The organism is Streptomyces sp. NRRL F-5135 (genome assembly GCF_000719775.1).
Classification (GTDB): domain Bacteria; phylum Actinomycetota; class Actinomycetes; order Streptomycetales; family Streptomycetaceae; genus Streptomyces; species Streptomyces hebeiensis.
In genome coordinates this window covers 225,204-247,300 of the sequence record NZ_JOHR01000009.1, presented here as the reverse complement: position 1 = coordinate 247,300, position 22,097 = coordinate 225,204, and the positions used below count along the sequence as shown (strand labels likewise).

Below are 22,097 nucleotides of genomic sequence, written 5' to 3'. Positions count from 1 at the left end.
AGCCGTTGTTCCGGCGGGCACGAACGTACCGGGTGTGACGGGCCGTTTACCCAGGGTTTGCCCACAAAACCGGATATCTCACCCGTGATCTGCCATGAACTGCCATCCTTTGCGGCGGCGTGCCGCCGTAGCCGTTGACGCCGCCCCGCCGTTGAACCGTGCGGAGACGCCGCTCGACCGTGTCTCCGCAGGTTTCAACGCGTCTGTCGTTTCAACGCGTCCGTGCTCGACGAGGAGGGTCCCCTTGTTGGAGTTGCAGTCGGAGTCGGAGTCGGTGGCCGGTGCGGAAGGCGGCCGCGCCGCACGGACGGCGGACCGGCACGCGCCGGGCCGGGAGGCGGGTCCCGCGCGGGCGGACGACGAGGAGCCCTGTGATCTGGTGACCGTTCCCGTCCGGCAGGGCCTGGAGGCCGTCGACATCCTCCGCCGCGCCGCCGCCCCCGAGGTCGGCCCCGTCCTGCTCGACGACCTCTGTGACACCGTCGGCTTCCTGGTTCCCCCGGGCACGGCGGCCGCCTGGGACCTCCCGGGCAGCGCTTGTACCCGGATGAACGGCCGGGGCCTGTGGGTGCGCTCGTGCTGGTTGCTGCCGCCCGAGACGGCGGGGAAGGTGACGGATCCGGCGATGCTGAGGAAGGCGCTGGGGGAGGCGGCGAGGCTGATCGAGGCGGCGGACGGGGGCCATGAGGGCCGCCGGTAGGGGGCCGGTACCGGGACCGACGCCGGAACCGAGGTGAGGAACCGGTGCCGGGAGACCGGTGTCGGGAGGCCGGGACGGGAACCGCCCGCGCCGGGCACGGCTCCCGCCCCCGGATAATGGCACCGTGGCCAAGAACACCCGCCGCGCCGCCCCCACCGCGGCCCAGGACGTCGACACCGGCGTCGCCCAGCTCATACCCGACCCCGACCGGCGCCGGGCCTGGACGCTGCTCGTCGACGGGGCGCCGCAGTCGCACGTCGACCTCGACGACCCCGCCCACCTCTCGTTCGCCTACCAGCGCCGGCTCGGCCATGTCGTCGACCTGTTGGCCCCCGCCCGCCGTCCGCTGCGCGTCGTCCACCTCGGCGGCGGGGCGTTCACCCTGGCCCGGTACGTCGCGGCCACCCGGCCCCGTTCGACCCAGCAGGTGGTGGAGGTGGACGCGGGGCTCGTCCGGTTCGTACGGGAGTGGCTGCCCCCGGCCGCCGACGCGCGCATCCGCGTCCGGTCCACCGATGCCCGCGCCGGGCTGGCCAAGGTGCCGGACGGCTGGGCGGACCTGGTGATCGCCGACGTCTTCGACGGCGCCCGCACCCCCGCGCACCTCACCAGCGCCGAATTCCTGGACGACGTACGACGGGCCCTGGCCCCGGACGGCTGGTACGCCGCCAACCTGGCCGACGGGCCGCCGCTCGGCCACCTGCGCGGACAGGTCGCCACCGCGGGCACCGCCTTCGAACGGCTCGCGCTCGTCGCCGACCCGGCCGTGCTGCGCGGCCGGCGCTTCGGCAACGCGGTGCTGGTCGCCTCGGACCGGGAGCTGCCCGTGGCCGAGCTCACCCGCCGCGTCGCGAGCGATCCGCACCCGGGCCGCGTCGAACACGGCCGGGCGCTCGCCGACTTCACCGGAGGCGCCGTCGCCGTACGGGACGCGACCGCGAAGGCGTCCCCCGCGCCCCCGGCCGGCGCGTTCGACTGAGGGGTCCCTGAGCCGGATACGTTCGGCGGAGCGGACATGGTGCACCGTCCGCTCCGCCGGCCGGTCAGCTGGTCAGCTGGTCAGGACGCGGGGCAGAGCGTGTCCTTTCCGGGCATCTTGCCCTCGACGAGGAAGCGCGTGGTGGTGTTCAACGCGCAGGGGTTGCCGCTGATGACGTAGGCGCCGTGTCCGCTGGCGTCGACGCTGAGCAGCCGGGACCGGTCCGTGAACTTCTGGCGCAGCAGCTTCCCGCCCTCGTGCGGTGTCGCCGGGTCGCGCAGGTTCTGCACGATCAGCACGTTCCGCGGTCCGTCGTCGTTGATCGCGACCGGTCGCTCGGCCTTCGTCCAGAAGGCGCAGGGCGTGATGTTGGCGGCGGCGGCGCCGAACAGGGGGTAGCGCTCGCGGTCCTCGGCGACACCCCGCCGATAGGTGTCGACGTCCTCGGGCCACTCGACGTCGTTGCAGGTCACGGACGCGAACACCGACAAGGGGTTGTCTGCCGGTGACGGCGCCCCGCTCGCCGTGGCGTTCTCCGACCGCAGGCGGCGCAGCGCCGCGTCGTCGCCGCTGTTCAGCGCCCGCCACTGCTCGGCCAGCTTGGGGTACTGCGCCTCGTTGAACAGGAAGGCGAAAGTGAGCTGGCGGAACAGGCCGCCGTCGAAGCCCTCCGTCGGAGCCTTGTCGAGCCGCTCGGCGAGGGCGAAGTAGGTCGCGCGGACCTCCGCGGGAGTGCGGCCCAGGCCATAGTCGTCGTGCCGTGCGGCCGCCCACTTCGCGAATTCCGGGAACGTCTGCTCCACCCCCAGGGCGTAGCGGCGCATGCCGTCGCGGTCGAGGTGGGTGTCACCGATGTTGCTGTCGAGCACGATCCGGTCGGAGCGCCCGGGGAACATCGACGCGTAGGCGGCGCCCAGTGCCGTGCCGTAGGAGTAGCCCAGGTAACTGGTCTTCTCCTCGCCGAGCGCGGCCCGGATCCGGTCCAGGTCGCGGGCGGTGTTCGCCGTCGTCATCCGGCGCAGCCGGCCGTCGTGGTCATTGCGCGCGCACTGCTCGGCCACCTGCTCGGCGACCTTCGCCCGCGCGGTGACCGCCGCGTCGTCGACCGCGTAGGGCGGAACGTTGGCGATGTAGGGGCTGTCGTCCGTGAACCCGCAGCTCACCGGTGCCGAGTGCCCGATGCCGCGGGTGTCCATCCCGATCACGTCGTACCTGTCGGTGACGCTGCTGGGCAGGCCCAGGGACACCAGCTGCGCCGACAGCGCCAGCCCCGACCCGCCGGGGCCGCCGGGGTTGAGCATGAGTATGCCGCGCCGCTTGTCCGGGTCCGTGCGGGCCAGCCGGGAGATCATGAGGTCGATCCGGGCGCCCCCGGGGTCGGCGTAGTCCACCGGCACGGACACGGTGCCGCACTGCAGCGTCGTCGGAGCGGCTTCGGCCACCACGTCCTCGGGACAGGCGCCCCACCGCACCTGCGGTGCCCGCGGCCCGTCCGCCACGGCGGGTGCCGCGAGCAGCGAGCCGCCGAGGCCGAGGACGACCGCCAGGACCGAGCTCCGGCCAATACCGTGTTGTCGTTTCATGTCACGTCTCCCCATCCCCGTCTCACGGCTGTGGTCGTCGCCATCTCACTCCGTGCCCCGAGGGCATGGTCAACACGGTCCCGCCCGGGTAAGAGGTCGCGGGTTGACCATGCCCCAGGGGCATGGTCTTGAATGGATCCCCTTCGCGGAGCCGAGCCCGCCGGCCGACCGGCGGCGGGACACCGGCGGTGATGAGGAACGGAGCACCCCCAGGAAAGGGCCCGCCGGTGGCGTGGAGCACGAGTGAGCTGGCCGAACTCGCCGGCACGACACTGAAAACCGTCCGGCACTATCACAAGATCGGCTTGCTGGACGAGCCGGAACGAGCGGCCAACGGCTACAAGCGGTACGGCGTCACGCACCTGGTCCGCCTGCTGCGCATCCGCAGGCTGGTCGGCCTCGGCCTGCCGCTGTCCGACGTCCCCACGGTCGAGGCCGCCGACGAGAGGGCGGAGGAAATCCTGCGCGCCCTGGACGCGGAACTCGCGGCGAGCATCGAACGCCAGCAGCGGACGCGACGGGAACTGGCGGCGATCCTGGACAACCGGGGCTCGATCGACCTGCCGGCGGACTTCGAGGCACTCGCCGACGACCTGCCGGAGGGACAGCGATCCTTCTTGGTGGCGTACTCCAGCATTCTCACCCCCTCGGCGATGTCCGCGCTCCAGAAGCAGTTCTCGGAGCCTCGCAGCGATGTGGGCGCGCGGTTCGAGACCCTCCCCGCGGACGCGCCCGAGGACGTGCGGCGGCAGCTCGCGCGACGCCTCGCGCCCGAAGTCCGCAAACAGCGGGAGGACCATCCGATCCTGAGTGACCTGGAGGCTTCCTCCCGTCGGAGTGGGGCGGTCACCCAGTCGGTTGTCGTGCAGTCATTGGTCGAGTTCTACAACGAGGCCCAGCTCGACGTCCTGCGACGCTTGCACGCGTTGCTCGCGGAGGACGAAGCCGCCGGAACGTGACGACGCCGGGCGCGGGGACGCCGGAACGTGACGGTGCCGGGCGCGGGGACGCCGGGCTCAGCGCTCGTCGAACTGCACCATCGGCGGATGCCCGTTCCACGTGCAGAACACCGACACCTCCCGGCCGTCCCGGGTGAACGTCACCCGGATCCAGGCCGGTTGGGTCCACACCTGCATCTGCCAGCCCGCCTCCGGCGTCGCCGAGACCAGTTCCGCCGACGTCTCCCCGATGTCGAAGACGACCCGCCCGCCCTCGACCTCGTAGCTCTTCACCTCGCCGTCGGCGCCGCCCTGCGCGGAGGCCGCGCCCGGCTCCTCGTCCGGGCGGTCGCGCGGCGGGTTCTCCGACGCCCGCGCCGACGAACTCGGTGAGCGGGGCGGGCGGTTGTCGGCGTCGTCGTTCCGCCGGTCGTCCGCGGACGCCGAGGGGCCCGGCGGGCGCGCGGTCGGTGCCGGGCTCTCCGGGCGGTGCGTCGAGGAGGCCATGGGGCTCACCTCGGCCGCCGACGGGAGCGGAAGCGCGCGCGGCGGATCGTAGGCCGTGCCGGACATCACCGTGTGGACCCCCCACCACGACAGCGTGACCGCCGCGCCCGTGGCGAGCGTCCATGCCAGAGCGTGTACGAGTCCAGTGCGCATCGGGGCCATAGTGCACCACTCGCGCCTCCGCTGTCCCACGGACCCCGCGGACCGGCCGGATGGCGTACGGTGCCGCCCATGCCCAGTGTGCTCGTGGTCGAGGACGACCAGTTCGTGCGCTCCGCCCTCATCAGGCACTTGACCGAGGCGTCGCACACCGTACGGAGTGTCGGCACCGCCCTGGAGGCCCTGCGCGAGGTCGCGCACGTCCCGTTCGACGTGGTGATCCTCGACCTCGGGCTGCCCGATCTGGACGGGGCGGAGGCGCTGAAGATGCTGCGCGGCATCACGGACGTGCCCGTGATCATCGCCACCGCGCGGGACGACGAGACGGAGATCGTACGGCTGCTCAACGACGGGGCGGACGACTACCTGGTCAAGCCGTTCTCGGTGGAACACCTGTCGGCCAGGATGGCGGCGGTCCTGCGGCGGGCACGCGGCGCCGCCGAGAGCGCCTCGCACGCACGCGTCATCCGGGTCGGCGGACTCGCCGTCGACCCGCTGCGCCGCCAGGCCGAACTGGACGGCGTGGCACTGGAGCTGACCCGGCGCGAGTTCGACCTGCTGGCCTTCCTGGCGGGGCGGCCCGGCGTCGTCGTACCGCGCAAGGAACTGCTCGCCGAGGTGTGGCAGCAGTCGTACGGTGACGACCAGACCATCGACGTCCACCTGTCCTGGCTGCGGCGCAAGCTCGGGGAGACGGCGGCCAGTCCGCGCTACCTGCACACGCTGCGCGGGGTCGGGGTGAAGCTGGAGCCGCCCCCGCCGGAGCCGCCCGCGGGGCAGTCCCCGCCCCCGGCGCCGTTCCCGCCTCCGTCCCCGTTCCCGCCTCCGGCCGGCGGGCCCGCCGTATGAGATGGGCCGTGGTCAAGGTGGCCCTGGCGGCCACCGTCATGGTCGTCGTGGCCTTCGCCTTCCCCCTCGGTCTCGTCGTCAAGGAGATGGCCAGGGACCGGGCCCTCACCAACGCCGAGCGCCAGGCCGCCGCCATCGGTCCCACCCTCTCCATCACCACCGACCGCGACGAGCTGGAACGGGCCATCGCCTCCACGGGTTCCGCCGGGCGGATGGCGGTGCACCTCCCGGCCGCCGACGGGCCGGGCGACGGGGAGGGCGGCGGGGAGGGCGACGGACCGGACGACCGGCTCGACGACCGGGCCGGCCCGTCCCTCCACATCGGCCGCGGCCGGGCGGCCGAGCGGGACGTGCGCGACGTGCAGCGGCTGGGCCGGGCCTCGCTGGCCGAGGTGGCGGGCGGTTCCGCGGTGCTCCAGCCGACGGCGCTCGGCTCCGGCCGGATCGCCGTCGTGGAGATGTTCGTACCCGAGAACGAGGTCACCAACGGCGTCACCACCGCCTGGCTGGTGCTCGCGGGCGTCGGGGTGGCGCTGGTCGTCGGTTCGGTCGCCGTCGCCGACCGGCTCGGCGTACGGATGGTCGAGCCGGCCCAGCGGCTCGCGGGCGCCGCGCACGCCCTCGGCGAGGGCAAGCTCGGTGTCCGGGTGCCCGAGGAGGGCCCCGCCGAACTGCGTTCCGCGGCGGTCGCGTTCAACTCCATGGCCGACCAGGTCGTCCAGCTTCTCGCGAACGAACGCGAACTCGCCGCGGACCTGTCGCACCGCCTGCGCACCCCGCTCACCGTGCTGCGGCTCAACGCCGCCTCGCTCGGCGACGGCCCGGCCGCCGAGCAGACCAGGGCCGCCGTCGAGCAGCTGGAGCGGGAGGTCGACACGATCATCCGCACCGCCCGGGAGGCCAAGCCCCAGACGGCCGCGCCCGGCCCGGGCGCCGGCTGCGACGTCTCGGAGGTGGTCCGGGAGCGGATGGACTTCTGGTCCGCGCTGGCCGAGGACGAGGGCCGTACGGTACGTGTCGCGGGCGTCGGCCGGCCGGTGCGCATTCCGGTCGCCCGGGCCGAACTGGCCGCCGCGCTCGACGCGTTGCTCGGCAATGTTTTCCGCCACACACCGGAGGGCACGGCTTTCTCCGTCGACGTGCACAACGCCGAGGACGCGGTGATCGTGCTGGTCTCGGACGCGGGCGGCGGCATCGCCGACCCACGTGCCGCGCTGGAGCGCGGCAACAGCGGTGACAAGGAGGGGTCGACCGGGCTCGGCCTCGACATCGTGCGCCGGGTGGCCGAGTCGACCGGCGGGGACGTACGGATCGGGCGTTCGGTGCTCGGGGGCACCGAGGTACGGATCTGGATCGGGCTCGACGGGTGGCGCGGCCCGGACGGAAGGCCCGGCCACCGGCTGCGGCGGGGCCGTCGGCGGGCGTTCATTAAACGATTCCGATGGGCTCCTTAAGGCCGCCATAAGAACATCAACTCCCGCCCGGAACAGCCGCTTTGTCCGAGTGCGGCCCGGGTCGGAAGGGCTAACGTGAGGTCACACGGGCTGCTCGCTCGGCCCCTCGCTTCCGTCCCGGCCGGTCTCACATTCCCCCCACCCGGCCGGGGCGGAAGCTCTCCTGAACGGCCCGCTTCGCGCGGGACACCCGGCCCGGCCCTCCCCTCCCCGGCCCGACCTTGTGCCCCTCCCGGCACCTGTGCCTCCCCGGCACCAGTGCCCCGCTCGCGATCCGTCCAGGCGATCAGGTGATCGGCTCAGCCGATCGGCACCTCGGGGATCACTCCCGTACCGGCCAGCCGCGCGTACCACAGCGCACTCGACTTCGGTGTGCGGCGCAGCGTCTCGTAGTCCACGTGCACCGCGCCGAAGCGCTTGCCGTAGCCGTACGCCCACTCGAAGTTGTCGAGCAGCGACCAGAGGAAGTAGCCCCGGACGTCGGCCCCGTCCGTGATCGCGCGCCGTACCGCCGAGACGTGGCCGTGCAGGTAGCGGATCCGGTCCGGGTCGTGGACCGAGCCGTCGGCGGCCGGCTTGTCCGGGTACGCGGCACCGTTCTCGGTGATCATCAACGGCAGGCCGGGCGCCTCGCGCGTGTACCGCATGAGCAGGTCGTACAGCCCGCTCGGATCCACCGACCACCCCATGTCGGTGAGTTCGCCCGGCGCCGGGTGGAAGGCGACGTGCGAGTCGGCGCCGGGCCAGGGGGAGTGCTCGCTGGCGCCGTGGCCGTCGCTGCCGTCGTGCCGGGCGCCGGCCTCGCCGGTCGCGGCCGAGACCACGGTCGGCTGGTAGTAGTTGATGCCCAGCGAGTCCAGCGGCTGGCGGATCGTGGCCGTGTCGCCGTCCTGTACGAAGGACCAGTCGGTGAGGCGGGCGGTGTCCGCGAAGAGGTCCTTGGGGTACGCGCCGGTCAGCATCGGGCCGGTGAAGATCCGGCTCGACAGGGCGTCGACGCGCCGCTTGGCGTCCAGGTCCTCCGGCGAGTTGGTCAGGGTGCGCACGGCGGACGGGTTCAGGCTCACCGACACCTGGCCGCGCGCCGGGAGCACGGAGCGCAGCGCCTGTGTGGCCAGACCGTGGCCGAGGTTGAGGTGGTGGGCGGCGCGCAGGGCGGCGACCGGGTCCGTACGGCCGGGGGCGTGCACCCCGGAGGCGTAGCCCAGGAAGGCGCTGCACCACGGCTCGTTGAGGGTGGTCCAGCGCGTCACGCGGTCGCCCAGTGCCTCGCCGACCAGCCGCGCGTACTCCGCGAAGCGCTGGGCGGTCTCGCGGGCCGGCCAGCCGCCCGCGGACTCCAGCTCCTGGGGGAGGTCCCAGTGGTAGAGGGTGAGGACGGGCTCGATGCCGTGGTCGAGGAGGTCGTCGACGAGTTCGCGGTAGAAGTCGAGGCCGCGCTGGACGGCCGGTCCCCGGCCGGTGGGCTGGACGCGGGGCCAGGAGACGGAGAACCGGTAGGCGTTCACGTCGAGGTCGGCCATCAGCCGGACGTCCTCGGCGCGGCGGTGGAAGTGGTCGACGGCGGTGTCACCGGTGTCGCCGTTCTCGGTTTTTCCCGGTGTATGGCTGAAGACGTCCCAGATGGAGGGGGTACGGCCGTTCTCCCGTACCGCGCCCTCGATCTGGTACGCGGCGGTCGCGGTGCCCCACAGGAAGCCGGGCGGAAAGGTGTCGGACATGGTGCAGCTCCTGTTGACCGTAGGGATGGGGGGTGGGGTGGTGCGACGGTGGCGAGGGGCGCGGCGCCCGGCCGGGGGGTGGGCCGGGCCCTCGGCCGGCCGCTGCCCGAGAGCGCCCGTGCGGCTACGGGCCCGACCAGGCGTACGACCGGCCCGGGCTTATGGGCCCGGCCCGGGGTCGCGGGCCCGGCCCGGCGTTACGGGCCCGGACCGAGCCCTTCGGCGGCCATGGGATCAGCCCTTGACCGCGCCCTGCATGATGCCGCCCACGATGTGCTTGCCGAACAGTACGAACGCGATCAGCAGGGGCAGCGTGCCCAGCAGCGCTCCGGCCATGATCACCGACTGGTCCGGGATGTAACCGCGGCCGAGGCCGGTGAGCGCCACCTGCACGGTGGGGCTGCCGTTCTGGGTGAGCGCGATGATCGGCCAGAAGAAGTCGTTCCAGGCCATCACGAACGTGAGCATGCCCAGCACGGCCATCGCGGGCCGCGCCGCCGGGAACACCACGTGCCAGACGACGCGCAGACTGCTCGCGCCGTCCACCCGGGCCGCCTCGACCAGCTCGGAGGGCAGCGCCCCGATCAGGTACTGGCGCATGAAGAACACACCGAACGCGCTGACCAGGGTGGGCAGGATGACGGCCTGGAGCTGGTCGGTCCACTCCAGTTCGGCGACCAGCATGTACAGCGGTACGACGCTGAGCTGCGGCGGCACCATCATCGTGCCGATCACCAGCAGCAACAGCAGGTTCTTGAACCGGAAGCGCAGCTTGGCGAAGGCGAAGCCGGCCAGGGTCGAGAACAGCACCGTGCCCAGGGCGATCGACCCGGCGACGATCGTCGTGTTGAGCAGCGCGCTGCCCATGTTGGCGTCGGTCCAGGCGATCTCGAGGTTCTTGAAGAGGTTTCCGCCGAACCAGAACGGCGGCGGGGTCTGGGCCAGCCTGGTGTTGTTCCGGGAGGCCGCTATCGCCGTCCAGACCAGCGGGAACAGGGAACCGATCGTGAAGACGATCAGCACGGCGTAGGTGAACCGCCCGGCGTGCAACTGCCGGCCGGCTCCCTTCTTCTTCCCGCCGCCGGACTTCCCGACGGGCCCCTGAGCCCCGGTGGTCCCGGTTTCGGCGAGTGCGGCGGAGTGTGAAGTCGTCGCCATCTCTCCTCAGCGCTCCTTACGCGTTCTTGCGGAGACGGCGGCCGACGAGCCAGTTCACCGCGCCGATGATCAGCAGGATCAGGAACATGGTCCAGGCGATCGCGGAGGCCCGGCCGAGGTGCAGGTTCACCCAGCCCTGCTCGTACAGGTAGAGCCCGAGCGTCTGGAACTGGTGGTCCCCGCCGCCCGTCGCGCCCGCGTTGCCGTTGAACAGCAGCGGTTCTCCGAAGAGCTGGGTGGCGCCAATGGTCGAGACCACCACCGTGAACAGGATCGTGGGCCGCAGCGACGGGATCGTCACATGGACGAACTGCTGCCAGCGTGACGCCCCGTCCAGCGCCGCCGACTCGTACAGATCTGCCGGGATCGCCTGCATCGCCGCCAGGTAGATCAGCGCGTTGTAGCCGGTCCAGCGCCAGATGACGATCGTCGAGACGGCGATCTGCGAACTCAGGGTGCCGTTCTGCCAGTCGACGGGATCGATGCCCACGAGCCCCAGCGCCCAGTTGATCATCCCGTAGTCACGGCCGAACAGGAGCACGAAGACCAGGGCCGCCGCGGCCACCGAGGTGGCGTACGGCGTGAGCACGGCGACCCGGAAGAACATCGAGCCGCGCAGCTTGTAGTTGAGCAGGTGCGCCACACCCAGCGCGATCAGCAACTGGGGCACGGTGGACAGCAGCCCGATGGTGAGGGTGTTCTTCAGCGCGTTCCAGAAGAAGTCGTCACCCATCAGCCGGGCGAAGTTCTTCAGGCCCACCCACTCCATGTCCGTGGGGGCCGTCAGCTCCACCCGGTGCAGCGAGGCCCAGCCGGTGTAGAGCAGCGGGAAGAGGCCGAAGGCCAGGAAGAAGACGAAGAACGGCGCGATGAAGGCGTAGGGGCTCCACCGCACGTCGCGGCGGTACCAGCGGCTGCGCCGGGCCCGGCGGCGGTCCTCGCGCGGGTCGGGGGCGCCGCCGGGCGCCGCGCCGCCCCCGGCCGGGCCCCCGGCCCGGGGGAGGGCCGCGCCCCCCTTCCGGGCGGGCGCGGCGATACGTGCGTCACTGCTGGTCATCGGTCACTTGTCCAGCGCGTTGTCGATGGCCTTGGTCGCGGCCTTCCAGCCGTCCTCGGAGGAGACGCCCTTCTGGTCCACCTGGAGCATGCCGACGTCGCTGATGTTCTGCGAGATCACCAGGTCGCCGGGGCCGACGGGCTGGACCGGCACTCCCTTGGCCGCGTCGGTGAAGATCTGCCCGATCGGCGCGTTCGCGAAGTACGGGTGCTTGGCGCCGGAGACCTGGGGCAGCGAGTAGACGGCCTGCGCGCTGGGGAAGCTGCCGCGCTTCTCGAACAGCTTGGCCTGCTGCTCGGGGGCGGTCAGCCAGACCGCCAGCTTGGTGGCCTCCTCCTTGTTCTTGCCCGCCTCGGGCACGGAGAGGAAGGAGCCGCCCCAGTTGCCGGGCTTGGGTGCGGGGGCGACGTCCCACTTGTCCTTGCCCGCGTCGCCGGCCTTGTCCTGGATGTAGCCGAGCATCCAGGGCGGGCAGGTGACGGTGGCGAAGCGGCCGTTGGCGAACGCCTGGTCCCAAGGCGGGGTGAACTGCTGGACCTTGCTGGTCAGTCCGGCCTCGGAGAAGGCCGCGGCGGTGTCCCAGGCGTCGCGCACGGCCGGGTTCGTCTTGTAGACGAGCTTGCCGTCCTTGTCGTAGAAGCGCTCGGCGCTACTGCCCAGCATCGCGTTCATCACACCGGACGCCGCGTCCACGAAGGTGGCGCCCTTGACGTTCTTTGACTTGAACTGCTTGCCCACCTCCAGGTACTTCTGCCAGTCGCCGGCCCACAGCTTGCCGACGGCCTCCCGGTCGGTGGGCAGTCCGGCCTGCTCGAAGTAGTCCTTGCGGTAACAGATACCGGTGGGGCCGACGTCGGTGCCGAGCCCGACGGTCTTGCCGGCCTTGGTGGTGCCCTGCGCCCACTTCCACGGCAGGAAGTTGTCCTTCTTCACCCCCTCGGCCTTGCCGAGGTCGACCAGCTTGTCCCCCTGGGTCTCGGTGATCTCGGCGACGTAGTTGACCTCGATGGCCTGGATGTCGGCCAGCCCGCTGCCACTGGCGAGGTGGGTGAGCAACTGGGGGCGGTAGTTCTCACTGCGCTCGATGGACGTCTGCTCGATGACGATGTTCTTGTGCAGCTTCATGTACTCGTCGTAAAGGCCGGCCTCCTTGAGGCCGAAGGCACCGAAGACGCCGACCGTGATCTTCGTCTTGCCGCCTGCGTCGGTGCCGCCGGAGGGGCCCGAGGAATCGCCGTCGTCGGCGCAGCCGGCCAGCAGGCCGGCCCCGAGCGCGGCGACGGTCGCGAGGACCGCCACCCGGCGTGGCGAACGGATACGTGTGCGCATGACGACCTCCTGAGGCACCGACGTACCGCTTCGGCCAACTGCGGCCGTTTTCCCTGTCGTTGATCAGGGGACAGTACGGTCGGGAAGTGTGCGGGGCATGTAGGGGTAACTACCGGTGGGAGCGCTCCCATAAGTGATGTCTTGAAGGGTCGCCGGTCGCTGATGGGGTGTCAAGGGACCTGACAGGCCGGAGAAGAGTCGGTTATCTGTTTGTTGGATTTACGACTGTGCGTCGACGGTGGAGGGTGAACGGCGCACGGAGAGAGCGGAATAAGCTCGTCCGTGTGGCCGGATCCGGTCGCGTGGCGCCGTGCCCGTACGACACGGTCCGCGAGTGTGATGGGGGAGGTAGGGATGGTGACGCGAGGACTGCGTCCGCGCGGCGGGAAGCTGCCCACGCTCGAAGAGGTGGCCGCCCGGGCGGGCGTCGGCCGGGGCACGGTCTCCCGGGTGATCAACGGCTCGCCCCGGGTGAGCGCGGCGACCCGGGCGGCGGTCGAGGCGGCGGTGGCCGAACTGGGGTACGTACCCAACCGGGCGGCCCGCGCGCTCGCCGCCAACCGTGCCGACGCGATCGCCCTGGTGGTGCCGGAGTCCGAGACGCGGTTCTTCGCGGAACCGTACTTCTCCGACATCGTCCGGGGCGTCGGGGCGGCGCTGTCGGACAGCGGGATGCAACTGCTGCTCACCTTCGCGGGCGGCGAGCGCGAACGCCGCCGGCTGGCCCAGTACCTGGCCGCGCACCGCGCGGACGGGGTGCTGCTGGTCTCGGTCCACGCCGACGACCCGCTGCCCGAACTGCTGACCCAGCTCGGCATCCCCACGGTCATCAGCGGCCGCCGCTCGGCGGCCGAACCCCTGCTCTCGGTCGACTCCGACAACGCGGAGGGCGCCCGTACGGCGGTCGCGCACCTGCTCGCCCGGGGCCGTACGGCGATCGCCACGATCACCGGCCGGCTGGACGTCTACGGGGCCGCCTGCCGTCTCGACGGCTACCGCCGGGCCCTCGCCGAGGCGGGCCGCGCCCCGGACGACTCCCTGACGGAGATCGCCGACTTCACCGAGGAGGGCGGCCGCCGCGCCATGCGCGACCTCCTGGACCGCCGGCCGGACGTGGACGCCGTCTTCGCCGCCTCCGACGTCATGGCGGCGGGCGCCCGCCAGACCCTCCGCGCGGCGGGCCGCCGCGTCCCGGACGACGTGGCGCTGGTCGGCTTCGACGATTCGGCGATAGCGCACCACATGGACCCGCCGCTGACCAGCGTCCGCCAGCCGATAGAGGACATGGGCCGCGCGATGGCCCAGCTGGTCCTCGCGGACATCGCCGCCCGCGCGGAAGCGGCCGAGCCGGCCCGGCGGAGCCTGGTGCTCCCGACGGAACTGGTGGTACGGGAGTCGTCCTGACGCGGGAGCCGTCCGGATACGGGAGCCGTCCTGACGCCCGGAGCGCCGGGCCCGGGGTGTGGGCGGCCCCGCCGACGGCCTCCCCGCTGTGCCCCTGTGCCCGGCGTGCCGACTTCCGGCGGTGCCGTGGGCCGGGCTGGTGTGTCCGGAGGCGCGATCGACGCAACGGCTGACGCAAGAGAGCGTACGAGTACGAGGGCGAAGGCGGCCGTCGGTCCGGGGACGGCCCCGTCGGCAACCGAGGCGGGGCGGCCGTCGGCCGGCGGCCCGTGGTGCCCGGGAACGCGATCGCCCCCGTGCCGCTCTCGCGGCCACGGGGGCGATCACCAAGGGTGAGTAACGGGACTCGAACCCGCGACATCCTGGACCACAACCAGGTGCTCTACCAGCTGAGCTATACCCACCACGACCGGTCCTTCTTCCGACCGGCCGAGAAAAAGTGTACAGGGTCCGCGAGGGTGCTCGCTCCCCCGTTACCCGGGGCGGTGCGGGGGCCGGGCGGCCTCGGGGGAGGCGGCGCGGGCGGGGCCGTTCCCGTACCCGCTCCGCGCCCGCGCCGGGCTCATTCCGCGCGCAGGACGTGCTTCGCCGCGATCTGCCGGGCCGCGTCCGAGTCCGGGCCCGGCTGGGGGACGAAGACCGCCTCCCGGTAGTAGCGCAGCTCCGCGATGGACTCGCGGATGTCCGCCAGCGCGCGGTGGTTGCCGCTCTTCTCCGGGCTGTTGTAGTAGGCCCGCGGGTACCAGCGGCGGGCCAGCTCCTTGATCGAGGAGACGTCGACGATGCGGTAGTGGAGGTGCGCCTCCAGCTCCGGCATGTCCCGGAGCAGGAAGCCGCGGTCCGTACCGACCGTGTTGCCGCACAGCGGCGCCTTGCCGGGCTCCTTGACGTGCTCACGTACGTATGTCAGGAGCTGCTCCTCGGCGAGGGCCAGGGTGGTGCCGCCGGCCAGCTCGTCGAGGAGGCCCGAGGCGGTGTGCATCTGCCGCACCACCTCGGGCATCGTCGCCAGCGCCGCGTCCGGCGGGCGGATCACGATGTCCACGCCCTCGCCGAGCACGTTCAGCTCCGAGTCGGTGACCAGCGCGGCCACCTCGATGAGCGCGTCGTCCGTCAGCGAGAGCCCGGTCATCTCACAGTCGATCCACACCATTCGATCGTTCATACGGCTTACCCTACGGGGCGCTCCGTTGACCGGGCAGGCCAGGACGGCCGGGACCTGTCGCGTACATGTCGGTCCCCAGCTTGCCGTGGTCCGGCACCGTCGACGAGGCCGAGGCCCCGCCGGACGGGCTGGAGGCCGCCGCCGTCCGCCGGGAGTGCACGGACGCCTGGGCCGGTACGACCGACTCCATCACCCCCGGTGGCATCGGGTCCCCCTGCGGGCGCCGGGCCCGGTAGGCGGACCTGTACGCCGCGGGCGAGGACCCGAGCTGCCGCCGGAAGTGCCCGCGCAGCGCCACCGGTGAGCGGAAGCCGCAGCGGCCCGCGACCTCGTCCACCGAGTAGTCGGAGGTCTCCAGCAGCCGCTGTGCCTGGAGCACCCGCTGGGTGATCAGCCACTGGAGCGGCGCGCTCCCGGTGAGCGACCTGAACCGCCGGTCGAAGGTGCGACGGCTCATGTACGCGCGGGCCGCCAGCGTCTCCACGTCGAACTGCTCGTGCAGATGCTCCAGCGCCCAGGCCACGACCTCCGCGAGCGGGTCGGAGCCGATTTCCTCTGGTAAAGACCTGTCCAGATAGCGCTCCTGTCCGCCGCTGCGGCGCGGTGGTACGACCAGCCTGCGGGCGAGCGCGCCCGCGGCCTCCGCGCCGTGGTCCGTCCGGACTATATGCAGGCACAGATCGATTCCGGCCGCTGTGCCTGCCGAGGTGAGCACATCGCCGTCGTCGACGAAGAGCTCCCTCGGATCCACGTGGACGGACGGATAGCGCTTGGCCAGCGTCGGCGCGTACATCCAGTGGGTGGTGGCCGGCCGGCCGTCGAGCAGGCCGGCCGCGGCGAGCACGAACGCGCCGGTGCACAGCCCGACGATCCTCGCGCCCTCCTCATGCGCCCGGCGCAGAGCGTCCAGCGCCTCCGGTGGTGGTGGTGATGTGATCGACCGCCACGCCGGTACGACCACCGTGCCCGCCCTGCTGATCGCCTCCAGCCCGTACGGCGCGCTGAGTTCGAGCCCGCCGGTGGTACGCAGCGGTCCGTCCTCCCCGGCGCAGACGAGCAGGCGGTAGCGGGGAACCCCGGCGTCCTGGCGGTCGATTCCGAACACGGAGAGCGGGATGGAGCTCTCGAAGATGGGGCCGCCGCTGAAGAGCAGCACGGCGACAACTTCCCGGCGGCGACGCCCGGACAGTTTCCGTCCTGACTCCGGTGCGGCAGTGGAGTCCTGGCTCATGGCGCTAAGCCCCCCTCGGTGTTCTCGTCTCCCCGTTCTTGTCGGGCCTCTCGCTCCTGCACGATTCCCCTCGGTTTTGCACGGGTCCCCAGCCTTCGATACTCATGATCGAATCTACTGTGTTCCGTGGTGTCGGCGTGACAAGTTCTCCATCCGCCGCTATGTCGACAAGGCAACTTGGCGCGAAGCATTCGATCACGAAGCGTTCCACTCGTGGGCCCCGAGTGGAAGTGGGCCTCGCAGGCATGGCCCGTCCCCGTAGGGTGCGGACGGCCGTATTGGTCCTTTCTTCCCTGGTGGCAAGGGGGTTGACAGGCCATTTCACCAACGGTTCTCCCCCCGAGGGAAGTTGGCTGAAAAGTGATGGGTGCGTTTGTGTGACGCTCAAAATCCCCCGGCGCACTACTTTGCCGTATGCGCGCCCCGGAGCGCGCCCTGGGTCTGGCCGGGTCCGGCCAGGGCCGGTTCTGCGACCGCCGGCTTCCGGACGTTCCGTACGTTCCACGCATACGCGCCCTCCATCGCGCGCCCGCGTGTAGCGCAGTGCCCGAGGTGGGGGCGAGATCCCGGGCCATAGTGGCTTCGGCGAGTGGTCAGGACCAATGATCGGCGGTTCAAGGGGCCGGTTCGTTTCGGCGGAACGGAGGGGCGGTACGGGGTCGGCCGGTGTCCGGTGTCCGGTGTCCGTACGGGGCCGGGACGGGGTGCGGCCGTCGCTGTGCCTTTCCGGGCCGGGGGCGGTTTCGCGAGCCGGTCAACGCGCCAGCGGATTCGTCGGTGGCGGTGGCGGTGGCGGTGGCGGTGCCGGTGCCGGTGCCCCGCCGGCCGGCGGGGCCGTGAGGGCGTGAGGGCCGTGGGCGGCCCGTGCGGAGTCTCTGGCGGGCCTCCGGGCACCCGCCGGGCTCCGGGGGAGGGGAAGGGGAGGTCCGGGCTTCCAGGGCCGCGGAGAGGCCCTGCCGGCCTCCGCCCGCGCCCGGCCCCGCGCGGCGATGGCTCCGAGAGCGGTCCTGGGACGGCCCGTGCCGGGGCTCGCGCCCGGGTCACGCGTCGTCCCGGAGCGGGACTACGCGCCCCGGCGCGTCCCGCGCCCCTCGCCGCCCGGGCATGGTTTCCGGAGCCGGGCTCGGCCGGGAGCGGCCTCGACGCGGCCTTCGGGACGGCCGGAGCGGCCTTCGGCGCGCCGCCTGGCCGGGCCGCCCGCTCGCGCCCCTTTTCGCGCCGGGCTCCGCTCCGCCCGCAGCTGTTCCGCCTCCATGCGCGGGGCGCTGAGCCGCATGTGGCCAAAGCGCTTCGAGTGGCCGGTGAGGGACGGCCGCGTGACCGGCGGCCGACAGTCGGCGGGCGGCGGCGCAGCCGTCGCGCGGCTCGTGCGGCGGCCATGGGACAGCTGTAGTTGCCAACCGGCATTGCCATACGGGGCGGCCTCGTGCATGCTCCCTGGAACGCCGCGTGTGGGGCAGCTGTCTCTGGGTATGAGAGGAGTGTCGCCGTACCCTTTGGGGTACGGGCTTGGGAAGATGATTCCCGGACACAGCTCCGCCCGTCACGCCAGTTGTCCTCCTTCATCAAAGGACTTCCCTCGCCGAGACACCAATGGCCGGTCACGAAATCCCTGAACCCGCAGACCGCAAACGGGTAGCCGACCCCCTGTCGGGCCTGCGAGCGGCGGAGCAGAGGCGTGCCTCCTGCGATCCCGCCTTCCGGCACGGAGTGGTGGTCGGCTTCGACGGCTCGACCTCCAGTGAACGGGCCCTGGCGTACGCCATCGGCATGGCGAAGCGCCTCGGCTCCGGTCTGATCATCGTCCATGTCGCCAACCGGCTGCCGACCACCGTCTGGGCGGGCTGCGAGCCCCCGGTGTTCGTCGACGTTCCCGACCATCGCACCGAGGTTCTCGGCCTGGAACTGGCCTGCGCCGACTATCTCGCCGAGGTGCCCTGGATCCTGGTCGAGCGCGGCGGCGACATCTGCCACGAGCTCGAAGAGGTCGGCCAGGAGTACTCGGCGGACGCGATCGTCGTCGGCTCCACGAGCGGCGTCGTCGGGCGCATCTTCGGCTCGGTGGCCGGACGCCTCGCACGCCGCGCGCAGCGCCCCGTCGTAGTGATCCCGTAGGGATTCCGTAGGGATTCCGTAGGGCCCGCACGGCACGCCGCGCTGTCCGGCTTCTCCGGTTCCTCGGCCCGACTTCGTTTCCTGAGTACATGTCAACTCCATTGTCAGCGGCGGGGATTCACTCGTGCGAGCGGTGCACCACGCGCCCGCCGGGGGTAGGAACTCCGCCGCTGGGACACAACGTGACCGCACATCAGGAAGGGAGCCCGCCGTGGACCGTGCCGTCTCCGGGGGAAGCGCCACATCGACGTGGGTGCTCGGCCATCTCGCCCTCGGACTGACCCTGCTCGCCTTCGGAATCGGTCACACCGGCGTCATACACGGTGTGACGGCGGTCGCGGCGGTCTCCCTCGCGCTGTACGTCGGCGGGATCGGGCTCTTCGTCGCGGGGCTGTTCCAGTTCCGCGCGGGTGACGCGTTCGCGGGCACGGCCTTCGCGGGGCTCGGCGCCTTCTGGTTCACCTGGGGCACCGGCGTGGGGCACCAGATGTCCGCGCAGGCGGCGGGTCTCTTCCTGGTCCTGTGGGCGCTGCTGGTGGTCAGCCTGACCGCCGGTTCCGCGGCGGCCGGGCCCGTCGTCCAGTGTGTGTACGGACTGTTCGCCGTGGCCCTGCTGCTGCTCGCCGTCGGTCAGTTCGCCGGCAGCGCGGGCGCCGTCCGGGCGGGTGGCTGGTTCGCGGCCATGGCGGGGCTCTGTTCCTGGTACGGGGCGACCGCCGCGCTCGCCGACTGGCCCCTGCCGCTGCCGCGCCGGCGTGCCGCCGCCCAGGGTGTGACGGCCGGGGCGTGACGGCCTGCGTGTGTGACGGCCTGCGTGTGACAGCCGGGGCGTAACGGCCGTCGGCCTTCCCGATGGATGTCCACCGGGAAGGCCGACGGCGATCCGCTGCTCGACTGTTCGACTACTCGACGGTCACGGACTTCGCCAGGTTGCGGGGCTTGTCGATGTCCCGGCCCAGTGCCAACGCCGTGTGGTAGGCGAGGAGCTGGAGCGGGATGCCCATCAGGATCGAGTCCAGTTCGGTCTCGTTCTTCGGCACCACGATCGTGTGGTCCGCCTTCTCCTGCGGCGCGTGCGCCACCGCCAGGATCGGGCCGCTGCGGGCCTTGATCTCCTCCAGCGCCGCGCGGTTCTTCTCCAGCAGCTCGTCGTCCGGGACGATCGCCACGGTCGGCAGCGCCGGCTCGATCAGCGCGAGGGGGCCGTGCTTCAGCTCCGAGGCCGGGTACGCCTCCGCGTGGATGTACGAGATCTCCTTCAGCTTCAGCGACGCCTCCAGCGCTACCGGATAGCCGCGCACCCGGCCGATGAACATCATCGAGTTGGCGCCGGCGTACTCCTGTGCCAGCTTCGCGATGTCGTCCTCCGTCGCCAGGATCTCGGAGATCTGCGCGGGCAGCTTCCGCAGCCCCTCGATGATCCGCTTGCCGTCCGCCACCGACAGGTCGCGGATCCGCCCCAGGTGCAGGGCCAGCAGCGCGAACGAGACCACGGTGTTGGTGAAGCACTTGGTGGACACCACGCAGACCTCCGGGCCCGCGTGCACGTACACCCCGCCGTCCGTCTCCCGCGCGATCGCCGAGCCGACGACGTTGACCACGCCCAGGACCCGCGCGCCCTTGCGCTTCAGCTCCTGCACCGCCGCGAGCACATCGTACGTCTCACCGGACTGCGAGACCGCCACGTAGAGCGTGTCCGGGTCCACGACCGGGTTGCGGTAGCGGAATTCGGAGGCCGGCTCGGCGTCGGCGGGGATCCGCGCCAGCTCCTCGATCAGCTGCGCGCCGATCAGGCCCGCGTGGTACGAGGTGCCACAGCCGAGGATCTTGACCCGGCGCACCCCGCGCGCCTCCCGGGCGTCCAGGTTGAGACCGCCCAGGTGCACGGTGGAGAACCGGTCGTCGATCCGGCCGCGCAGTACCCGGTCCACGGCGTCGGCCTGCTCCGAGATCTCCTTGTGCATGTACGTGTCGTGGCCGCCCATGTCGTACGACTCGGCCTCCCACTCCACGGTGGTCGGCGTGGCCGAGGTGCGGGAGCCCTCCGTCGTGTACGTCCGGAAGTCGTCGGCCTTCAGCGTCGCCATCTCACCGTCGTCGAGCGTGACGACCTGGCGCGTGTGGGACACCAGCGCGGCCACGTCGGAGGCGACGAACATCTCCTTCTCGCCGATCCCGAGCACGACCGGCGAGCCGTTGCGGGCGACGACGATGCGGTCCGGGAAGTCGGCGTGCATCACGGCGATGCCGTACGTGCCCTCGATCGTGCGGACGGCCTGCCGGACCTTCTCCTCCAGCGTGGGGGCCTGGGAGCGGGCGATGAGATGGGTGACGACCTCGGTGTCGGTCTCCGAGAGGAACACCACGCCGTCCGACACGAGCTTGGTCCGGAGCTCGTCGGCGTTGTCGATGATCCCGTTGTGGACGATGGCGACCTTGCCCTCGGGGTCCATGTGGGGATGGGCGTTCTCGTCGCTCGGGGCGCCGTGGGTGGCCCAGCGGGTGTGCGCGATGCCGGTGGTGCCCGCGAAGCGCTTGGGGACCCGGGCCTCCAGATCGCGGACGCGGCCCTTGGCCTTGACCATCTTGAGCGTGGCCGATGTCTTGCCCGCGGCCGGTTTTCCGGTGATCACCAGGCCGGCGGAGTCGTACCCGCGGTACTCCAGCCGCTGCAGGCCCTCCAGCAGCAGCGGAGCCACGTCACGCTTGCCGATGTATCCGACGATTCCGCACATATGGTCCTACTCCTCGCGATGAACGTTGTGTGCCCGGCCGGTGAGTGCGTCGGGCGGGAGCGCCGGCCGGGCACGTCGGCCGGCGCGGATCAGCCGTAGACGATCCGGCGCAGCTGCCGGAGCGTGAGCTCCGGAGGCGCCACCGCCCGGTGCGGCAGCTCGGCCGCGATCCGCTCGAAGATCTCCGCGTTCGTGCCGCCGCCCGACTGGATCTCCCGGTGGCGGCGGCGGACGAACTCCTCGGTCGTCTCGTCGAAGTACGCCAGTACGTCGAGCACCACCCGGGCGGCCTCACCTCGCTGGAGCGAGGTGCTGCGGACCAGATGGTCGATGAGGTCGTCGTGGGACGCGCGGCGTTCGAGCACCCGTTGATATTGCGGGTACGCGGGGCAGTTTGCAAGAAATCTGCCCGGAATCGGGCAGGGGATGCCTCTTTTCGGGGGTTGGATAAGAGCCGAGTGAGGTTTCGGTGAGAGGAGGGAGGCTACGGCCGAGGTGTGGAGGGGCCGAGCGGCGGAGCAGCGGCCGGGCAGCGGCGGGGCGGAAGAGCCGAGCGACGGAGGGCCGAGCGGCGGTCGGTGGGAGGGCGGTCGGAGCGGTCAGAGCCGGCGCAGCACGGCCTGCTTGGCCGCGCTGAACTCCTCGGCGGTCAGGATCCCCGCCTGGTGCAGTTCGCCGAGCTCCCGCAGGCGGCGCAGCAGGGCGTCGGGGTCGTCCCCGCCGGTGGGGGCGGGGGCGGCGGCCGCGGCCGAGTCGGCCGGTGGCTTTGCCAGGGATGTCTTCGCGCCCGCGAGGGCCTCGGCCGACGGCGCTCCGGTCGCCTCGTACCCGGTGGTGCCGGACGCGGCGGGCGCTCCGGCCTGCTGCCCGGCGACGGTGGCGCTGCCCGCGCCCGTACTCGCGCCCATCCCTGTGCCTGTGCCTGTGCCTGCGGGGGTGTGGGTCCCGGCGGTCTCGTCGCCCGGCCGGGCCGTCCCGGGCGGTGCCGCGCGGGTCCCCGCCGTCCCGGTGCC

General features: G+C 72.0%; 19 protein-coding genes and 1 tRNA gene. 8 read left to right on the top strand and 12 right to left on the bottom strand.

The window, feature by feature from the left end; all coding sequences use genetic code 11:
- The first annotated feature begins 247 nt into the window (after positions 1–247).
- Complete coding sequence (locus IG02_RS0118000) at positions 248–700, top strand: hypothetical protein (protein WP_420707765.1); 453 nt, start codon at positions 248–250, stop codon at positions 698–700.
- Positions 701–824: 124 nt separating this feature from the next.
- Positions 825–1,679, top strand: coding sequence for a spermidine synthase (locus IG02_RS0117995; RefSeq protein ID WP_030748545.1), 855 nt, complete (start codon positions 825–827; stop codon positions 1,677–1,679).
- Positions 1,680–1,759: 80 nt separating this feature from the next.
- Here the strand turns inward: IG02_RS0117995 and IG02_RS0117990 are convergent, their stop codons facing one another.
- Positions 1,760–3,262: an alpha/beta hydrolase gene (locus tag IG02_RS0117990; protein ID WP_030748541.1), complete on the bottom strand. Its 1,503-nt coding sequence runs from the start codon at positions 3,260–3,262 to the stop codon at positions 1,760–1,762.
- Positions 3,263–3,489: 227 nt separating this feature from the next.
- On the opposite strand from IG02_RS0117990, the gene IG02_RS0117985 reads away from it, so the two are divergent.
- Complete coding sequence (locus IG02_RS0117985; RefSeq protein WP_030748538.1) at positions 3,490–4,221, top strand: MerR family transcriptional regulator; 732 nt, start codon at positions 3,490–3,492, stop codon at positions 4,219–4,221.
- A gap of 57 nt (positions 4,222–4,278) precedes the next feature.
- Here IG02_RS0117985 and IG02_RS0117980 read toward each other — a convergent pair whose 3' ends face one another.
- Positions 4,279–4,860 (bottom strand): hypothetical protein, encoded by a 582-nt coding sequence (locus IG02_RS0117980; protein WP_030748535.1) that lies wholly within the window; start codon positions 4,858–4,860, stop codon positions 4,279–4,281.
- A gap of 78 nt (positions 4,861–4,938) precedes the next feature.
- Between IG02_RS0117980 and IG02_RS0117975 the strand changes: the two genes are divergently transcribed.
- Both IG02_RS0117975 and IG02_RS0117970 read left to right on the top strand, forming a co-directional pair.
- Entirely contained in the window at positions 4,939–5,715 is a 777-nt protein-coding gene (locus IG02_RS0117975) for a response regulator transcription factor (protein WP_234314795.1), read from the top strand.
- Entirely contained in the window at positions 5,712–7,169 is a 1,458-nt protein-coding gene (locus IG02_RS0117970; RefSeq protein ID WP_030748528.1) for a HAMP domain-containing sensor histidine kinase, read from the top strand. Before IG02_RS0117975 ends, IG02_RS0117970 begins: the two co-directional genes overlap by 4 nt.
- Positions 7,170–7,468: 299 nt before the next feature.
- Here IG02_RS0117970 and IG02_RS0117965 read toward each other — a convergent pair whose 3' ends face one another.
- From IG02_RS0117965 to IG02_RS0117950, 4 genes are all read right to left on the bottom strand, one after another.
- Positions 7,469–8,890, bottom strand: coding sequence for a GH1 family beta-glucosidase (locus tag IG02_RS0117965; protein WP_030748525.1), 1,422 nt, complete (start codon positions 8,888–8,890; stop codon positions 7,469–7,471).
- Between the two features lie 234 nt (positions 8,891–9,124).
- Positions 9,125–10,048: a carbohydrate ABC transporter permease gene (locus IG02_RS0117960; RefSeq protein ID WP_078854577.1), complete on the bottom strand. Its 924-nt coding sequence runs from the start codon at positions 10,046–10,048 to the stop codon at positions 9,125–9,127.
- Between the two features lie 16 nt (positions 10,049–10,064).
- A complete protein-coding gene (locus IG02_RS0117955) occupies positions 10,065–11,105 on the bottom strand; it encodes a carbohydrate ABC transporter permease (RefSeq protein WP_030748518.1) in 1,041 nt (346 codons plus the stop codon).
- Positions 11,106–11,108: 3 nt separating this feature from the next.
- Positions 11,109–12,434, bottom strand: a complete 1,326-nt coding sequence (locus IG02_RS0117950; RefSeq protein ID WP_030748515.1) for an ABC transporter substrate-binding protein — start codon at positions 12,432–12,434, stop codon at positions 11,109–11,111.
- Between the two features lie 354 nt (positions 12,435–12,788).
- Between IG02_RS0117950 and IG02_RS0117945 the strand changes: the two genes are divergently transcribed.
- The gene (locus IG02_RS0117945) at positions 12,789–13,838 is read left to right on the top strand and encodes a LacI family DNA-binding transcriptional regulator (protein WP_030748513.1); all 1,050 of its coding nucleotides are present in this window, start codon (positions 12,789–12,791) and stop codon (positions 13,836–13,838) included.
- 331 nt (positions 13,839–14,169) lie between these two features.
- On the opposite strand, the gene IG02_RS0117940 is transcribed toward IG02_RS0117945, so the two are convergent.
- From IG02_RS0117940 to IG02_RS0117930, 3 genes are all read right to left on the bottom strand, one after another.
- Positions 14,170–14,242: transfer RNA gene (locus IG02_RS0117940), tRNA-His, on the bottom strand.
- Between the two features lie 158 nt (positions 14,243–14,400).
- Positions 14,401–15,003 (bottom strand): oligoribonuclease, encoded by a 603-nt coding sequence (orn, locus tag IG02_RS0117935; RefSeq protein WP_030748509.1) that lies wholly within the window; start codon positions 15,001–15,003, stop codon positions 14,401–14,403.
- A 10-nt stretch (positions 15,004–15,013) separates the two neighbouring features.
- Complete coding sequence (locus IG02_RS0117930; protein WP_030748508.1) at positions 15,014–16,234, bottom strand: GlxA family transcriptional regulator; 1,221 nt, start codon at positions 16,232–16,234, stop codon at positions 15,014–15,016.
- A 1,593-nt stretch (positions 16,235–17,827) separates the two neighbouring features.
- Here IG02_RS0117930 and IG02_RS0117925 point away from each other — a divergent pair.
- Positions 17,828–18,349 (top strand): universal stress protein, encoded by a 522-nt coding sequence (locus tag IG02_RS0117925; RefSeq protein WP_030748505.1) that lies wholly within the window; start codon positions 17,828–17,830, stop codon positions 18,347–18,349.
- A gap of 211 nt (positions 18,350–18,560) precedes the next feature.
- On the top strand, positions 18,561–19,139 hold the full coding sequence (locus IG02_RS0117920) for an acetate uptake transporter (RefSeq protein ID WP_030748502.1): 579 nt from the start codon (positions 18,561–18,563) through the stop codon (positions 19,137–19,139).
- A gap of 112 nt (positions 19,140–19,251) precedes the next feature.
- Here the strand turns inward: IG02_RS0117920 and glmS are convergent, their stop codons facing one another.
- From glmS to IG02_RS43905, 3 genes are all read right to left on the bottom strand, one after another.
- Positions 19,252–21,084 (bottom strand): glutamine--fructose-6-phosphate transaminase (isomerizing), encoded by a 1,833-nt coding sequence (gene glmS, locus IG02_RS0117915; RefSeq protein WP_030748499.1) that lies wholly within the window; start codon positions 21,082–21,084, stop codon positions 19,252–19,254.
- Positions 21,085–21,173: 89 nt separating this feature from the next.
- Complete coding sequence (locus IG02_RS0117910; RefSeq protein WP_030748496.1) at positions 21,174–21,449, bottom strand: hypothetical protein; 276 nt, start codon at positions 21,447–21,449, stop codon at positions 21,174–21,176.
- Between the two features lie 234 nt (positions 21,450–21,683).
- Positions 21,684–21,992 carry an SHOCT domain-containing protein gene (locus IG02_RS43905; RefSeq protein WP_107055631.1) on the bottom strand — a complete coding sequence of 103 codons (309 nt, stop codon included), beginning with the start codon at positions 21,990–21,992 and terminating at the stop codon, positions 21,684–21,686.
- Positions 21,993–22,097 lie beyond the last annotated feature (105 nt).

What these genes read in the sequence shown, in the direction of transcription:
- IG02_RS0117970 (WP_030748528.1), top strand. Translation starts at nt 5,712, where the DNA reads ATGAGATGGGCCGTGGTCAAGGTGGCCCTGGCGGCCACCGTCATGGTC.
- IG02_RS0117950 (WP_030748515.1), bottom strand. Translation starts at nt 12,434, where the DNA reads ATGCGCACACGTATCCGTTCGCCACGCCGGGTGGCGGTCCTCGCGACC.
- IG02_RS0117965 (WP_030748525.1), bottom strand. Translation starts at nt 8,890, where the DNA reads ATGTCCGACACCTTTCCGCCCGGCTTCCTGTGGGGCACCGCGACCGCC.
- IG02_RS0117945 (WP_030748513.1), top strand. Translation starts at nt 12,789, where the DNA reads ATGGTGACGCGAGGACTGCGTCCGCGCGGCGGGAAGCTGCCCACGCTC.
- IG02_RS0117980 (WP_030748535.1), bottom strand. Translation starts at nt 4,860, where the DNA reads ATGCGCACTGGACTCGTACACGCTCTGGCATGGACGCTCGCCACGGGC.
- IG02_RS0117930 (WP_030748508.1), bottom strand. Translation starts at nt 16,234, where the DNA reads ATGAGCCAGGACTCCACTGCCGCACCGGAGTCAGGACGGAAACTGTCC.
- glmS (WP_030748499.1), bottom strand. Translation starts at nt 21,084, where the DNA reads ATGTGCGGAATCGTCGGATACATCGGCAAGCGTGACGTGGCTCCGCTG.
- IG02_RS0117960 (WP_078854577.1), bottom strand. Translation starts at nt 10,048, where the DNA reads ATGGCGACGACTTCACACTCCGCCGCACTCGCCGAAACCGGGACCACC.
- IG02_RS0117975 (WP_234314795.1), top strand. Translation starts at nt 4,939, where the DNA reads ATGCCCAGTGTGCTCGTGGTCGAGGACGACCAGTTCGTGCGCTCCGCC.
- orn (WP_030748509.1), bottom strand. Translation starts at nt 15,003, where the DNA reads ATGAACGATCGAATGGTGTGGATCGACTGTGAGATGACCGGGCTCTCG.
- IG02_RS43905 (WP_107055631.1), bottom strand. Translation starts at nt 21,992, where the DNA reads ATGGGCGCGAGTACGGGCGCGGGCAGCGCCACCGTCGCCGGGCAGCAG.
- IG02_RS0117925 (WP_030748505.1), top strand. Translation starts at nt 17,828, where the DNA reads ATGGCCGGTCACGAAATCCCTGAACCCGCAGACCGCAAACGGGTAGCC.
- IG02_RS0117990 (WP_030748541.1), bottom strand. Translation starts at nt 3,262, where the DNA reads ATGAAACGACAACACGGTATTGGCCGGAGCTCGGTCCTGGCGGTCGTC.
- IG02_RS0117955 (WP_030748518.1), bottom strand. Translation starts at nt 11,105, where the DNA reads ATGACCAGCAGTGACGCACGTATCGCCGCGCCCGCCCGGAAGGGGGGC.